The organism is Flavobacterium sp. (assembly GCF_965277525.1).
Classification (GTDB): Bacteria; Bacteroidota; Bacteroidia; order Flavobacteriales; family Flavobacteriaceae; genus Flavobacterium.
Genome location: NZ_CBDIDC010000002.1, coordinates 280995 through 295053 on the forward strand (window position 1 = coordinate 280995; position 14059 = coordinate 295053).

10 protein-coding genes and 1 pseudogene are annotated in these 14059 nt (G+C 33.9%); 8 read left to right on the forward strand and 3 right to left on the reverse strand.

Annotated elements, in window-relative coordinates; genetic code table 11:
• Positions 1–4: 4 nt before the first annotated feature.
• The 6 genes from ACQY44_RS03450 to ACQY44_RS03475 all read left to right on the forward strand — a co-directional run bounded on the left by ACQY44_RS03450 (position 5) and on the right by ACQY44_RS03475 (position 3737).
• Positions 5–463, forward strand: coding sequence for a YHS domain-containing (seleno)protein (locus ACQY44_RS03450; RefSeq protein WP_428229019.1), 459 nt, complete (start codon positions 5–7; stop codon positions 461–463).
• Positions 464–470: 7 nt separating this feature from the next.
• On the forward strand, positions 471–851 hold the full coding sequence (locus ACQY44_RS03455; RefSeq protein ID WP_428229020.1) for a DoxX family protein: 381 nt from the start codon (positions 471–473) through the stop codon (positions 849–851).
• A gap of 6 nt (positions 852–857) precedes the next feature.
• Positions 858–1346 (forward strand): hypothetical protein, encoded by a 489-nt coding sequence (locus ACQY44_RS03460; protein ID WP_035688624.1) that lies wholly within the window; start codon positions 858–860, stop codon positions 1344–1346.
• Positions 1334–2044: an NRDE family protein gene (locus ACQY44_RS03465; protein ID WP_428229021.1), complete on the forward strand. Its 711-nt coding sequence runs from the start codon at positions 1334–1336 to the stop codon at positions 2042–2044. Before ACQY44_RS03460 ends, ACQY44_RS03465 begins: the two co-directional genes overlap by 13 nt.
• A 167-nt stretch (positions 2045–2211) precedes the next feature.
• On the forward strand, positions 2212–3090 hold the full coding sequence (locus ACQY44_RS03470) for a D-alanine--D-alanine ligase (protein ID WP_428229022.1): 879 nt from the start codon (positions 2212–2214) through the stop codon (positions 3088–3090).
• A 2-nt stretch (positions 3091–3092) separates the two neighbouring features.
• Positions 3093–3737 carry a hypothetical protein gene (locus tag ACQY44_RS03475; RefSeq protein WP_428229023.1) on the forward strand — a complete coding sequence of 215 codons (645 nt, stop codon included), beginning with the start codon at positions 3093–3095 and terminating at the stop codon, positions 3735–3737.
• Positions 3738–3851: 114 nt separating this feature from the next.
• Here the strand turns inward: ACQY44_RS03475 and ACQY44_RS03480 are convergent, their stop codons facing one another.
• Together ACQY44_RS03480 and ACQY44_RS03485 are read right to left on the reverse strand one after the other, a co-directional pair.
• Positions 3852–4490, reverse strand: a complete 639-nt coding sequence (locus ACQY44_RS03480; RefSeq protein ID WP_428229024.1) for a 4'-phosphopantetheinyl transferase family protein — start codon at positions 4488–4490, stop codon at positions 3852–3854.
• A gap of 39 nt (positions 4491–4529) precedes the next feature.
• Entirely contained in the window at positions 4530–10661 is a 6132-nt protein-coding gene (locus tag ACQY44_RS03485; protein ID WP_428229025.1) for an amino acid adenylation domain-containing protein, read from the reverse strand.
• 116 nt (positions 10662–10777) lie between these two features.
• Between ACQY44_RS03485 and ACQY44_RS03490 the strand changes: the two genes are divergently transcribed.
• Both ACQY44_RS03490 and ACQY44_RS03495 read left to right on the forward strand, forming a co-directional pair.
• On the forward strand, positions 10778–11803 hold the full coding sequence (locus tag ACQY44_RS03490) for a methyltransferase (protein ID WP_428229026.1): 1026 nt from the start codon (positions 10778–10780) through the stop codon (positions 11801–11803).
• A 19-nt stretch (positions 11804–11822) separates the two neighbouring features.
• On the forward strand, positions 11823–12155 hold the full coding sequence (locus ACQY44_RS03495; RefSeq protein WP_428229027.1) for an EthD family reductase: 333 nt from the start codon (positions 11823–11825) through the stop codon (positions 12153–12155).
• 1417 nt (positions 12156–13572) lie between these two features.
• Here the strand turns inward: ACQY44_RS03495 and ACQY44_RS03500 are convergent.
• Positions 13573–13659: pseudogene (locus ACQY44_RS03500) on the reverse strand (DUF2805 domain-containing protein); the annotation flags it as partial.
• Positions 13660–14059: the final 400 nt, after the last annotated feature.

Consider the following 14059-nt stretch of genomic DNA (forward strand, 5'->3'; position numbering starts at 1 on the left):
AAAAATGAAAAAGTTAGTATTATTTGTATTGATTTTGGTTTTTGGAGTTTCTTCTGCTCAAAATGATGCCAAAAGAGCTAGCCAGTATAATTTAGAAAACAAAACTGCCATTCAGGGTTATGATCCGGTAGGATATTTTAGTCAGGGAAAAGCAGTTAAAGGGAAAAAAGGGATCTCAGCTTCTTACCAGGGTGTGATTTATAATTTTTCGTCAGGTGAAAATAAAAATGCTTTTCTGAAAAATCCATCAAAATACGAACCTCAATACGGTGGCTGGTGTGCTTATGCGATGGGGAGCACTGGCGAAAAAGTCGAAATAAACCCCGAAACGTTTAAAATTACTGATGGCAAACTTTTTCTGTTTTACAATGCCTTTTTCAACAACACCTTAAAAAGCTGGAATAAAGACGAGGGAAATTTAAAAATACAGGCAGATGACAACTGGAAAAAAATCTATAAATAACACGGTCATGAAAAAGGAAATTTTAATATGGATTCTCAGAATTGCCGCCTCGGTAATTTTATTGCAGACCTTATATTTCAAGTTCAGCGGAGCAGAAGAAAGCATCTATATTTTCACTGCCCTAGGAGTAGAACCTTACGGAAGAATTGGTTCAGCAATAGCCGAATTGATAGTTGTAATTTTAATCATGATTCCAAAAACAACCTGGATTGGTGCTTTGGGTGGAATTGGGGTAATGACCGGAGCTATTTTATCACATGTATTTGTTTTGGGACTCGTGGTAAAAGATGACGGCGGATTACTTTTTAGTCTGGCTATTATTACCTTATTATGCTGCCTGGGTTTGCTTTATTTCAACAAAAACAAATTGTCTAATCTTCTAAATTAAAAGATCATGTTACTAGAATCAATACGCCAGAGTTTAGATGAGTTAATTTATCTATTAGATCAATTGTCAGATCAGGATTATTCAAAATCTTGCCAGGCTTTAAGTAATGCCACAATTGGCGAACATACAAGACATATTCTGGAGATGTTTCAATGTCTGGAACAAAGTTATGATTCTGGAATTTTAAATTATGACAACCGCCAGAGAAATAAGCAAATTCAAACCGAAACAGAATTTGCTAAAAAATGCATTATTCAAATTAAAAAAGAATTGAAAAGCGAGAACAAAATAATCTATCTCGAACAGTTTATTGATGGTCTTAGCATGAGGATTCAAAGCAATTATTATAGAGAATTGCTCTATAATTTAGAGCATTGTGTGCATCATCAGGCGCTCATCAAAGTGGCCGTTTTGCAATTCGAAAATATTATCATTGATGAAAATTTTGGTGTAGCGCGCTCGACCATAGCATACAGAAAACAATGTGTACAGTAAGTTTTGTAAATAATAACGGAGTTGTAATGATCACTTCAAACAGGGACGAAAAAGTAATTCGTCCCAGTGCTATTATGCCCAGGAATTATAAGCATAAGGGAAAAAATATGATGTACCCAAAAGATTCAAAAGCGGGAGGAACCTGGTTTGTCATGGATGAAAACGGAACAGTTCTGGTTTTGCTAAATGGCGGAATCGCAAAACACAATGTGATACTGCCTTATCGAAAAAGCCGCGGACTAATTGTTTTGGACATTATTTCGGATGATTCTCCAAAGGACTTTTGGAAACAAATTGATCTGGATAATATTGAGCCTTTTACGCTGGTTTTGTATCAGGAAAAAGAATTGTACGAATTGATTTGGGATGGCATTGAAAAAAAGACCACAATATTAGATGAATCCCGAAACTATATTTGGTCATCAGTTACTTTATATGCAGATCCGGTAAGAAAGAAAAGATCAGACTGGTTTTTTGATTTTTTGAAAGATAAAAATGAAATATCACCATTGGAAATGCTGGATTTTCATCGAAACACAAGCAGCGAAGACACTCAAAATGGTTTAATTATCAATAGAGAAAATAGGATGAAAACCCTGAGCGTAACCCAAAGCGTAATAGAGCAAAATAGGGGGGTAATGAAATATTATGATTTAGTCAAAGCAGAAGATTTTTCAACCTCATTTATTCGAATTTAAAAACATTCAGATGAAACTATTTTTTCATAAAATAACCAATTGGGAATATTGGCCATTTCAGGTTCTGTATAGTTCCTATCTATTTTCTTTGGGCCTATTATGCCATCAGAGCAAGATCGTTTTTTTTCTTTAATGCCTCTAATCCGAAAATTAAAAACGGCGGGTTTATGATGGAAAGCAAAAAACAGATTTATGATCTGCTTCCTGAAAAATGCTATCCGAAAACCATTTTAATTAAAGAGAATACGGATTTAAAAACCATAGCAGATAAGGTATTAGAAAGGGAAATCTATTTCCCGTTAATTGCAAAGCCGGATATTGGCCTGCGTGGTTCGGGCGTGAAAAAAATTAAAACAATATCGGAGCTGAAAGACTATGCCCAAAAAGCAAATTTTGATTTTCTTTTGCAGGATTTAATCCCATTCAAGAATGAAGTGGGTGTTTTTTATGTTCGTCATCCGCTGGAAAAATACGGAAAAATTACCGGAATTGTCTCTAAAGAGTTTTTGATTGTAACAGGTGATGGCAAATCAACAATTGAAAATCTGATCAAACAAACGCCAAGATTTCAGTTGCAGTTTAATGTTTTAAAAGAAGAATATGGTGATCAATTGGACCTGATATTACCCAGAGGCGAAACCATAAATTTAGTTCCATTTGGCAATCACGCCCGGGGCGCAAAATTTTTGGATGGCAGCCATTGGGTTACGCCAAAATTAACCAAGATGATCAATGAGCTCGCTGCTCAAATTCCTGAATTTTATTTCGGGCGTTTCGATATCATGTACAACACTTTTGAAGAATTAGAACAAGGAGAAAACTTCCAGATTGTAGAATTAAACGGTGCGGCAAGCGAACCTACACATATTTATGACCCCAAACATTCGGTTTGGTTTGCATGGAAAGAACTGGCACGACATATTACTTATATGTATGAAATAAGTGTTGAAAACCATAAAAAAGGCGTTCCCTATTTAGATCACAAAGTGGGAATGCGTGAGTACAGATTGCATTTGGCACAAAACAATAAAATAATGAATTTCTAGAAATGAAAAAGGTAAAAAATATCTCCGTTGGATTTCTGGTGAGTTTTCTCGGATCAGTTCCGCTGGGATACTTAAACTTAGTTGGACTGGAAATCTATGCAAAATCAGGACTTCATAATTTGGTTTTCTTTTTGTTTGGAGTCATATTTATAGAAACCTTTGTGATTTATTTTACGCTGCTTTTCGCCAGAGAGCTTATAAAAAACAGAAAACTCATGAGGATCATAGATCTGTTTTCAGTTGGGTTCATGCTTACTCTGGCGTTTGTTTTTTATTTGAATTTCAATCACCCGGCAGAGTCTGATTATTATTTAGAGCGATATTTGATTTATTCTCCATTTATAATTGGCGTAATTTTAAATGGATTTAATTTTTTACAATTGCCTTTTTGGACCAGCTGGAATTTATATTTGCTCAATGAAAAATATATTACCATTCAAAGGAAGCTGAAATATTATTATATCGCAGGAACCTTAATGGGTATTTTTACAGGAATGCTTAGCGTAATAATAATATTGCAGTCTGTTTTACAAGACCCAAATCAATTCTCAAAGGGCATACTGCCTGTTTTTATTCCGCTTTTTTTTATTGCTTTAGCAGGTATTCAATTGTTTAAAGTATATAAGAAATATTTCAGTGTGTATTAGAATTTTAAAAGGGTAAAATTTATTATGATTTGCAGGTGATTTTTAGTGGAGATAGAAGCATTAAATATTGATTTAATGTAACCGCTTATAAAATTAGATGACTTCTTTGACTTTTTAATCAAAATTAATATAAATCATTTTGACTAGATTTTGTAATTCTGATGTTGCAATACATCCACAATAGTCATTATCAAATAACAATTCGTGAATGTGCCATGTTTTTCCTTCGCTTTGTGCTGTATTTTTTTTAATACTTACTTTTTCTAAAGAAGAAAAGAACCCGCAGCCGTCGGCTTTAAGAACAGCTTCTTTTATTGTCCAATATTTATAATATTCCTGTAATGGAGAATTGGCTTTATTAATTATATCCCATTGGGTTTCTGTCATCGTTTCTTTTACCGAATTAAAATTAATAGGAAGTATTTCCTCAATATCAATTCCTAATCCTTTAGAACCAATTGCACAAAATACATACGAGCCCGAGTGTGTAATATTAAAATCGAAATCAGAAGATAAATAAGGCTTTGAAAATTCACTATAATATAAATCATTCAGGGAAATAGTTGTAAATCCAAGAATCTCTAACGCTTTAATGAGCAGGAGTTTTCCGAGTAAATTACGAACCCGATCATTTAAATTATAAAATTTAAGATTTTTATCTCTTAATTTAGGTGATAAAACAGACAGCCATTTACAATAAATGGCTGTACTATTTTGGTCGTTAAATTTAGTGTAAACTACTATAGTTTCCATTTTATTAACCATTGCAGAGAAAAATTTTACTGGTTGTTTTTATTCAATAAGGTCCAAATACTTACAATAAGCCTCCAGTATACTTCTGTTTATAATAGTAGTATCAATATGTGTTCCTTCTAAAAATTTCAGAGTATTACTGATGTCAAAATCAGGTGTGTTCTGATGAATTTCGATAATTGATTTATTATCATAAACCTTGAATTTAAACAAACTCAAAAGTGGATATAGAGGACTTTTTTCATCATTTTCCCATAATTTCATCCACTGCTGATAAGGTAAAGGGGTTAGTTCTGTATCAAACTCTTTTTGCAAGGTTTCAAAAAATTCCATGACGGTCATGTTGTCTTTTGGCGCCGGACTTAGATGAAAAATTTCGCCGATAGCTTTCGGATTTTTAGAGATATGGGCAATAGATTTACTGATGAAATCAACTGAAACCAATTCTTCTTTTTGATCCAGAAGTATTGGGTAATGTTTTAGTTGGACACAGCATTTTACCAGTAAGCTCCACCATTGGTATTTGGCTGTTGCCCCAGTGATACTATGGCAGAACGTATATCCCAATCTAAATATAATAATAGGGATACCTAACTTTATCGCTTGAAGTGCAATTTGTTCCATAACCCATTTACTTTGGATGTAGCCCATGTCCCGGCTCAGATATTTGAATGCCGATAATGTAGAATCGCTTTCCATAATAAGAGCAGGTTTGGTAAAATAATGTTCCCAACTATATACCCCAACAGTAGATAACAAACAGATTTGTTTGAGTCTTGTGTTTGTTGCAAATTTAATTATAGTGTGTAATGCACCAATATTGGCCGCTTTCATGTAGGAATAAGGCTGAATGAAATTAACAGCACTTCCTGCATGATAAACTACATCAATTGTTTTGGTGAGCTTGTCATATTGATCAGGAGATAGTCCTAAAAATGGTTTTGAAAGATCTCCGGTGATTAATTTTACACGTTTTTTATTGTATAAACTAACTGGGAGCAGCTGTTCATTTATGGTTTTTAGCAAACGTTCCCGGGCATGTTTTTCATTATCGGCACGAATAAGCAAATAAATAACTGCCGATGTTGATTCTAAAAGTTCCGACAGCATATTTATCCCCACAAAACCCGTTACACCGGTGAGTAAGGTAAATTTAGGATTTTCAAAATCTCCTTTGTCTTTAAGATTGATATTGAATTCAGAAGGATCAAGATAAGCATCTTGTTTAATTTCATCACTTAGAGAATCGGCTTCAAAATCATTTTGATCTACAATAGTACTTAATTCTCTTTCCTGGATTAATAGTGCCAGTTTTTTTATGGTATTATTGATATACAATTCACTCAAAGAGATTCTGCATGGATAATGTTTGGATATTTTATTATAAAGCCTGGTCAGTAATAAAGAATGGCCTCCTAAATGGAAAAAATCATCACGCAGTGAGGTAATCTTGCGCTCTAAAACCTCACTCCAGATATCTCTGATTGTTTCTTCATAGGAGTTAACGGGTAATTCTTCCTCCTGCTGATCAAATGCCTTGTCTGCCAATAATGAAAGTGCAGTTGTGTCGAGCTTTCCATTTGCAGTCACCGGAACAGCTTCTATTGGTATAATTTGATTGGGAATCATATAAAAAGGTAACTTTTTGCTCAGTTCGTCTTTGATTGTTTTAACATTGATTCCTCCTGTAATAAAAGCTCGTAACGAGAGTATGTCTTGCGAAGCTTTATGAACCTGAACGACCACGTTTTTTATGCCTTTTACTTGCTGCAAGGCAGTTTCTATTTCGGCAACCTCTATACGATACCCTCTTATTTTAACCTGATGATCGGTTCTTCCAACATATTCCAGCATACCATCTGGCAGTATTCTTACCTGATCTCCGGTTTTATACATTCGGATGTAGATTGAATTTTTATCTTTTATAAAAGGATTGGTTATAAATCGTTCAGTAGTTAGTTCTGGCTGATTAAGATAGCCTCTTGATAATTGTATTCCAGAGATATAAAGCTCGCCTGTAACGCCATCAGGAACTTTGCGCATATAGTGGTCTAATACATAAAATTTCATATTATCGATAGGATTTCCTAAAGTATTTGCGGGATGTACATGATCATAAACATAATGATTCACGGCAACTGTAGTCTCGGTAGGTCCATATCCATTGACAAGTTTAAGCTGACGCATCCAGTGTTTACTAATGGCAACCGGACAAGTTTCTCCGCCTGTACCAATAACACGTAAATGAGGGAATTGTACGGAAAGCGAAATAGTCGAAAGTACTGAGGGAGATATATAGGGCACAACAGTAAGATGGTTCGCAGCAATAAAATCAGATAAAGAATCTCCCAATAATTTATTGTTGGGGTAGAGGTAAACCGTAGCACCTTTGGCAAGAGGTATCCAGATATCTATAATCGAGCCATCGAAGTTGTAAGGAGAAAATTGCAAAGTGCGATCATTTGAACCTATTTCTAATATATCACCGTACTGGATAATAAAATTGCTTATTGCTTTGTGTTCAATAAGTACTCCTTTTGGTATCCCTGTAGTTCCCGAGGTATGAATTACATATATTAAATCTGATGGGGAATGTGTATCGGTGTAGCTACTTTTTTGGGATTCTAAGGCAGGTACATAAGAGAGCATATGCTCAATATCTAATACCGGAACAGGTACTTTTTGGCCGATATCGATGAGTTTTGCATCTGTAATTAATAATGCGGGATTAGTATCCCTTAACAGGATATTAACCCTTGCAATCGGGTAATTAGTATCTAAAGGAACATAGGCAGCCCCGGCTTTTATAATCCCCAGTAAAGCTATGATCCGCTCAATAGACTGACTAAGATAACAGGCAACAAATTCGTTGTTTTTGACTCCCATTGCGATAAGCTGATGGGCTACTTTATTAGATTGTAAGTGAAGTTCCTGGTACGAGAGTTGTGCTCCGTTTAAAAGAAGTGCAATTTTTTCCGGGTTTTGTTTTACCTGATCTTCAAACATCCCCACTAATGTTTTTTCAAAAGCATTTTCATTATGGGACAGAAGATTGGATGGCTCTTGGTTATCGTGCTTTTCGAGTAAAATTTCAAAATCTCCAATTCTTTTTTGAGGATTCCCCACAATAGATTTTAGTATTGTGGTAAAATCTTCCGTCATCTGCACTATGGTACTTTCTTTGAATAAAGCATCAGCATACTCTATTATTAGTTGCAGTTCATTGTCTATAGGAGTTACTTCAAATTGAAGATCAAATTTTAATTTTCCGTTATAAATCCATTTAGGATGGTTTGCATCAATAGGTTTGGTATGAAAGTTTTGATCGATAGTGTCCTGTAAGACAAAAATAGTTTGAAATAGGGGATTGTAACCTGCAAACCGATCTTTGATTACATTATTTATAATCGTTTCCAGTGGAACTTCCTGATGCTGAAACACAAGCAGGAGCATTTTTTTTAGCTCTTCCAGATATGATGTGTAAACAGGGTTTCCATCGATCTGAATGCGAATAGGAAGCGTGTTTACAAAATACCCAATGGTTTGATCCACTGTTGAAGGTATTCTGTTGGCGGCTGGACTACCAATACAAATATCGTGTTGCCCGCTGTAATGCTGCATCAATAATCCAAAAGCCGATAGTAATGTCATGTATAATGTAGCATTTTGCTCTCTGGATAGTTCTTGTATTTGAGAGGTCAATTCAGAATCTATTTTAAAATGGTATTGTCGCCCGGTAGTATTATGAAAATGCTCTTTAGGAAAATCCCGGGCTATTTGCAAGACAGGAACATCTTCGAGATAGTTTTTCCAAAAAGGGATATACGAGTTTATCTTGTCTCTTTGAGGCTTACTAAGCTGCCAATTCGCATAATGGCGGTATTGTATGTGGTTATCGTTTATGATACTCTCTTTTTTATCCAGAATTTGATTGTACAACTCGTTTAATTCTGAAATTAATATAGACATTGACCAGCCATCTGTTGCAATATGATGAATAACAATAAATAAGGAAGTCAATTCTTTCGCTTCCTGGATAAGACAGGCTCGCAGCATATAATCTCTTTCAAGATTAAAAGGGACTTCTATTAGTTTTTGTAAAGATTCTAGATTATCTGGTCGCTGTAAGGTCCAGTTCCCGGCGCTAATCAGGGATTGGTCTACACTATTATCATCTTGAAGAATAACAGTTCTTAGGATATTGTGCTTTTGAATCAATAAACGGAATGCTTTTTCGAGTATTGTTATAGAAATGTCCGCAGTGACCGGATATAGTACTCCTATGTGATAAGGCAAACTTCCCTGGAGTTTATCCAAAAACCAAAGGCTTTGTTGCTGGAAAGACAATTTTACCGGTATATCAAGATCATTTACAATAATAGGTTCCTCTGTTTGTGCATCTGCTCCCTTGGTAATAATATAGTTTTCCAGTTCATAAATAGTAGGATACAAAAACAAATCTGCAATCTGAAGTGAGAGATGAAGTTCCTGGCGGATAGATGAAACCAATTTATAGGCTAAAATGGAGTTGCCTCCAAAATGGAAAAAATTATCATTAATTCCTATGGTTTTTATGCCCAGGAAGGATTTCCAGATTTCAGCCAACTGGTTTTGCATCTGGGTGAAAGGTGCTGTAAAAGATTGTCTTTGTTCCTGCTGATCAGCATCATAATTGCTTAAAGCAGTTCTGTCGATTTTTCCATTTGAAGTAAGGGGAAAATTTTCGACCAAAAGAAATCGTGATGGAATCATGTAACTGGGTAAGTTTTCATACAAATAGGTGCGAATATGTTCCGGGAAAGTATCCTTTTGGAAATTCTTTTTATAATAGCATAAAAGGGATTTATTGTCGGGGCTATCTCCCTTGACAATTACACAAGAATTTTCAACTAATCCAGATTTACGGATCGTATTTTCAATCTCTGATAATTCGACCCTGAAACCCCGAATTTTAACCTGCTGATCCGCTCTTCCTGTGAATTCTATATTTCCATCGCTTAGCATTCTAACAAGATCTCCTGTTTTGTATACCCTTTTTCTTTCTCCTGATTCATTTGTATAATAAACGAAGCGTTCGGCGGTAAGTTCGGACTGATTTAAATATCCTCTTGAAGCCTGGACCCCTCCAATATAGAGTTGTCCAATTTCTCCCTTAGCAAGAGGTCTAAGCTGGTCATCAAGTACATAAAAATCAACATTGGTTAATGGTTTTCCAATTGTTGTTATAGGATAATCATCAGAGAATTCAAATGTACATACAACTACCGTAGTTTCGGTAGGGCCATACATATTAATAAGGCTGACCAATTTTCGCCAGGGCTGCACCACATTGGAAGAAGGTGCTTCCCCACCTGTAAAAATTTTTCGCAACTGACCAATATTCTTGTCCGTAGGGAGTGTTGCCAATATAGAAACAGGGAGATAAGGCAAAACCGTAATTTTGTTTTTGCGAATAAAGTCCAGCAATGTATCACCTACAATCCTGTTATCAGGATATAAATAAACCGTGATTCCCAGAGATAAAGGTACCCAAAGATCCAGAACGATGCCATCAAAATTAGAGGAAGAAATATTCAGGGCAATATCATCAGAATTGCAATTGAGTACTTCACCAAAATAGTGTACAAAATTGACTAAACCTTTATGCTCAGCCATAACAGCTTTTGGCAATCCCGTACTGCCCGAGGTATATGCGAAATAGGCTATTGCGTCGTAGATATCATTTTCTGGTAATCGCTGATCAGATGATTTTTTGATACTATTGGCTTCTTGAGTGTCATCAATCAGAATAATTTCTTTATCAAAAAAATCAAATTTTTCCACTAATGCTTTTGTGGTAATTAAAATTGGGCTTTTGCTATCTTCTAGCATATGTTTGAGCCTTAACTGAGGATATAAGGGGTCAAGAGAAACATAGCCGCCGGATGCCTTCCAGATTGCCAGCATAACAATAACTTTATCTAACGATTGTTCTAATGAAAAACAAATCGGCACATCGAGAAAGTTACCTTTTGTTTTTAAATAATTGGCGAGTTGATTAGATTTTAAATCTAATTCTTCATAACTTAAACTTTCATTGTTGAATACAAGTGCCTTTTTTTGAGGTTTTTGATTACATATCTTATTTAATAAAACAAGAATAGTACTAGGTAAATGTTGGGGCTTGTTCATAAAATATTAAATATTAAATTTGTTAATAGAAAAAAAAATATAAGAAATTGATTGCAATTTAAAAATATTTATTTAATTTTAAACTATTATTAATCAAATAAATACAATTATTTAATATGAAAAATCTTCCTAATAATCCTGAGTGTACTTTTAAAATGTATGAATTGATCAGTGGATACTGGATTGCATGCGCCATTTATTCTGTTGCAAAATTGCAAATTGCAGATTTGCTAGCCAATGGTCCAAAAACTTTAGCAGAACTGGCAAAAGAATCGAATTCTCATGAAATATCTTTATATCGTCTTTTACGTGCCACAGCAAGTGTAGGTATCTTTGAGGAATTACCCGATGGTAAATTTCGTATCAATGATTTAGGGGGGACTTTATTGTCAGATGTTCCGGGTTCTATAAAGCCGTGGGCACTGGCCAATTTAGGAGAACATTTTCCGGCTTTTGGGAATCTGACGTATGGTGTACAAACTGGAAAAGTGCCTTTTGATGATGTTCACGAAAAATCGCTTTGGGATTATTATAAAGACAATCCGGCTGCAGGTGCTAATCTTATGAAGGCTATGGCAGGGGTATCGGGCGCAGTATTAAAAGGAATTATTGATGCATATGATTTTTCTCCTTATAAAACGATCGTAGATATTGGAGGGGGGAATGGTGCAATGATGTTTTCCATACTTTATGCATCACCTTTAAGTAAAGGGATTGTTTTTGATGAACCTTATGTTGTAGAGACAAGCTGCAAACAAATTCCCGAAGATCTAAAAGAGCGATGTACAGTTTTTGGCGGTAGTTTCTTTGAGGAAATACCTGCCAATGCAGATCTTTATTTATCAAAATGGGTAATCCACGATTGGAATGATGCCGAAGCAATTATTTTGCTTAAAGTATGTCATAAAGCAATGCCTATTGGAGGTAAATTATTGATTATAGATTCGGTTATTCCAGATGTATTGAATGAACCTCATGCAGGGAAATTACTGGATTTAAATGTGATGGCAATGGCTACGGGAAAAGAACGGACGCTAAAAGAGTTTAAGCACCTTTTGAAAGAATCCGGATTGTCATTCAAAAAACTTATTGCAACCAATACACAGATTTCTAGTGTCATTGAATGTGAAAAATTAGTTTAAATCATCAGAATCAAAGAGCATGATAAAAGTAACTATTTTTTATCCTATTAAAAAAGGCGATTGGTTTGATGTGTCCTATTATCTGGAAAAACATATGCCTTTGTCTAAATCTATTTTTGCAGATGTACTAAAAGGAATTGCCATAGAAGAAAATATAGTCGATTTAGGAGTCAATGAGGAGGTTATCTCATATCAAATAATTGGACACCTTTTTTTTGAAAGGGTTGAGGATTTCTACACCAGCTTTCTCCCTAATAAAGAAATCCTATTTGAAGATGCATTACAATATACTAATGTTTCTGCCATATTGCAAATAAGTAAAGTCTTGATTTGTCAAACGCCTTGGATTTAAAATAAAGGCTATTCAAAAAATTTTTGGAGAGCCTAATTCTGCTTTTTATTAATATAAAAATACTTTGAGCGTATTAGTTAATTATAATTTGGACTTGTAAAGCCGTCAAAAAAGGAAACAGGAACTATTGTAAATGTTGATATTGTTGCCGTTACTATATTGGAAAAAAAGAGATAAAAAAAAATTGGTCAGTCAAAATACATTCTTTTTGTATAATTTGACCAATAATTTCGGAATGCTTTGACCAAATTATTTTATTTAAATTATTCATCAGAATTTGGAATTATTTTAGTTTAAATTGTTAGTGAATATCTAATATTTTATTTGTCAAATTATGAAATTGTATGATATATTAAACAGAATTAAGACGGTAATTTCATTTTGAGATCTGCTGGCCCATTGAAGTAATTTTTCCAGTCTAACCAATTGATTTTTTTTAACATGGTTTTAGTTGAATTTTAATGTTCTCGCAGTGCTTCTTATTTCTCAAATTCTTTGTATACTGAATAATATTTTTGTTTATATCTACCTTATACGGTTGGTAGATATGATTTTAACTTTTTTTTACAGAGTTTATAAATATATCTTTGATTATCTGATTTTGTTTAAATAGGTGAAAGATGGTATAATTGAAATTTCTCTTTTTTTAGTTAGCTTTTCATTGTTAAATAAATATTCGGTCGTTCCCATTCATTTTGCGATTAACTTATTTTTCTTGGCGGAGAGTTATATTTTATTTAAATTATATATCCCAAAAAAGATCTATGAAAAAATTATATCAAAAAACTAAATGGCTCATAAGATTGTGATGATTGATAACTTAAATTTAAACTGTCGACAACACATTATTGAATGTATAATAAAACAATATAGATATAAATCTATTTTTTTTTGTTTTTGAATTTTATTACACGATTTTTGGCTATCGAGCTTTGATCGGTTTTTAGGACTAAAAATAATTAGACCTTCATAATACTTTTGCTTCATATTCCCTATAGCAAGACAAGTCATTTATCAATTCTTATTCTTATTTGTTAACGCTATAAAAAAGCCATGTATCAATTTACCTATTTTTAAAAGTATATCCCACATGTTCCTTACTCCATTCTTCCGGTGCAATTAGCCAGAAAAAATTAAAACCATTGGTATCCTTATATTAATGATAAATCTCTCCGACAATTGGTTCAAAAGAAAATCTGACATTGTATAGCAGTTCATTCCAGTGAAAATCTACGATTAAACTTTGATAATGAGCTTTTAATTCATTGAATTTACTTTCGGATTCTTTGTTTACCTTACTGATGCCCATGCTTTTACAGCCTGCCCAATCACCGGTGCACAAACATTTGTAACATAGGGTAACAGGCTTGCATTATAAACATGCCCTTCAGAAAGTATACTATATTGCCCGGTTTGTCTTTTTCATTAAAGCTTTGATATTGGCTTCAGCCAGGCTAAATTGAAAATGTATTGCATCAAAGAGCGTCCGGTATTCCCATGCCATTTCTATAATTCGGTCGATCTGAACATCATTCAGTGCCTATTATCGATTTTTGCAATAATTAACTACATAATAATTTGTTTAACTACGTTTTGTAGATGGTTAGACAACAAAATATTTTTTTACTGATCAAAAATATTTTGTTGTGTAATAAGCTTATTTATGATAAAATGTAAGGCTTTATGCTGAAGATTGTGTAAAAGATTTATGTATTTTTTAATTTTGGAATTACTTGGCGTAAAATTAAGGCATTCACTAGTAGTGTATAGTGAGGTATTAGAGGAGCTTAAAAAGCAATATTAAAAAAAGATTTCACTAAAACTGATGATGTAGCGTAAAGGATTCTTCTGTATGAAATTCCTGAAAAAACAACCAATAGAGTGAAATATTTTTTATATTTTCA

What these genes read in the sequence shown, in the direction of transcription:
- ACQY44_RS03450 (WP_428229019.1), top strand. Translation starts at nt 5, where the DNA reads ATGAAAAAGTTAGTATTATTTGTATTGATTTTGGTTTTTGGAGTTTCT.
- ACQY44_RS03455 (WP_428229020.1), top strand. Translation starts at nt 471, where the DNA reads ATGAAAAAGGAAATTTTAATATGGATTCTCAGAATTGCCGCCTCGGTA.
- ACQY44_RS03460 (WP_035688624.1), top strand. Translation starts at nt 858, where the DNA reads ATGTTACTAGAATCAATACGCCAGAGTTTAGATGAGTTAATTTATCTA.
- ACQY44_RS03465 (WP_428229021.1), top strand. Translation starts at nt 1,334, where the DNA reads ATGTGTACAGTAAGTTTTGTAAATAATAACGGAGTTGTAATGATCACT.
- ACQY44_RS03470 (WP_428229022.1), top strand. Translation starts at nt 2,212, where the DNA reads ATGATGGAAAGCAAAAAACAGATTTATGATCTGCTTCCTGAAAAATGC.
- ACQY44_RS03475 (WP_428229023.1), top strand. Translation starts at nt 3,093, where the DNA reads ATGAAAAAGGTAAAAAATATCTCCGTTGGATTTCTGGTGAGTTTTCTC.
- ACQY44_RS03480 (WP_428229024.1), bottom strand. Translation starts at nt 4,490, where the DNA reads ATGGAAACTATAGTAGTTTACACTAAATTTAACGACCAAAATAGTACA.
- ACQY44_RS03485 (WP_428229025.1), bottom strand. Translation starts at nt 10,661, where the DNA reads ATGAACAAGCCCCAACATTTACCTAGTACTATTCTTGTTTTATTAAAT.
- ACQY44_RS03490 (WP_428229026.1), top strand. Translation starts at nt 10,778, where the DNA reads ATGAAAAATCTTCCTAATAATCCTGAGTGTACTTTTAAAATGTATGAA.
- ACQY44_RS03495 (WP_428229027.1), top strand. Translation starts at nt 11,823, where the DNA reads ATGATAAAAGTAACTATTTTTTATCCTATTAAAAAAGGCGATTGGTTT.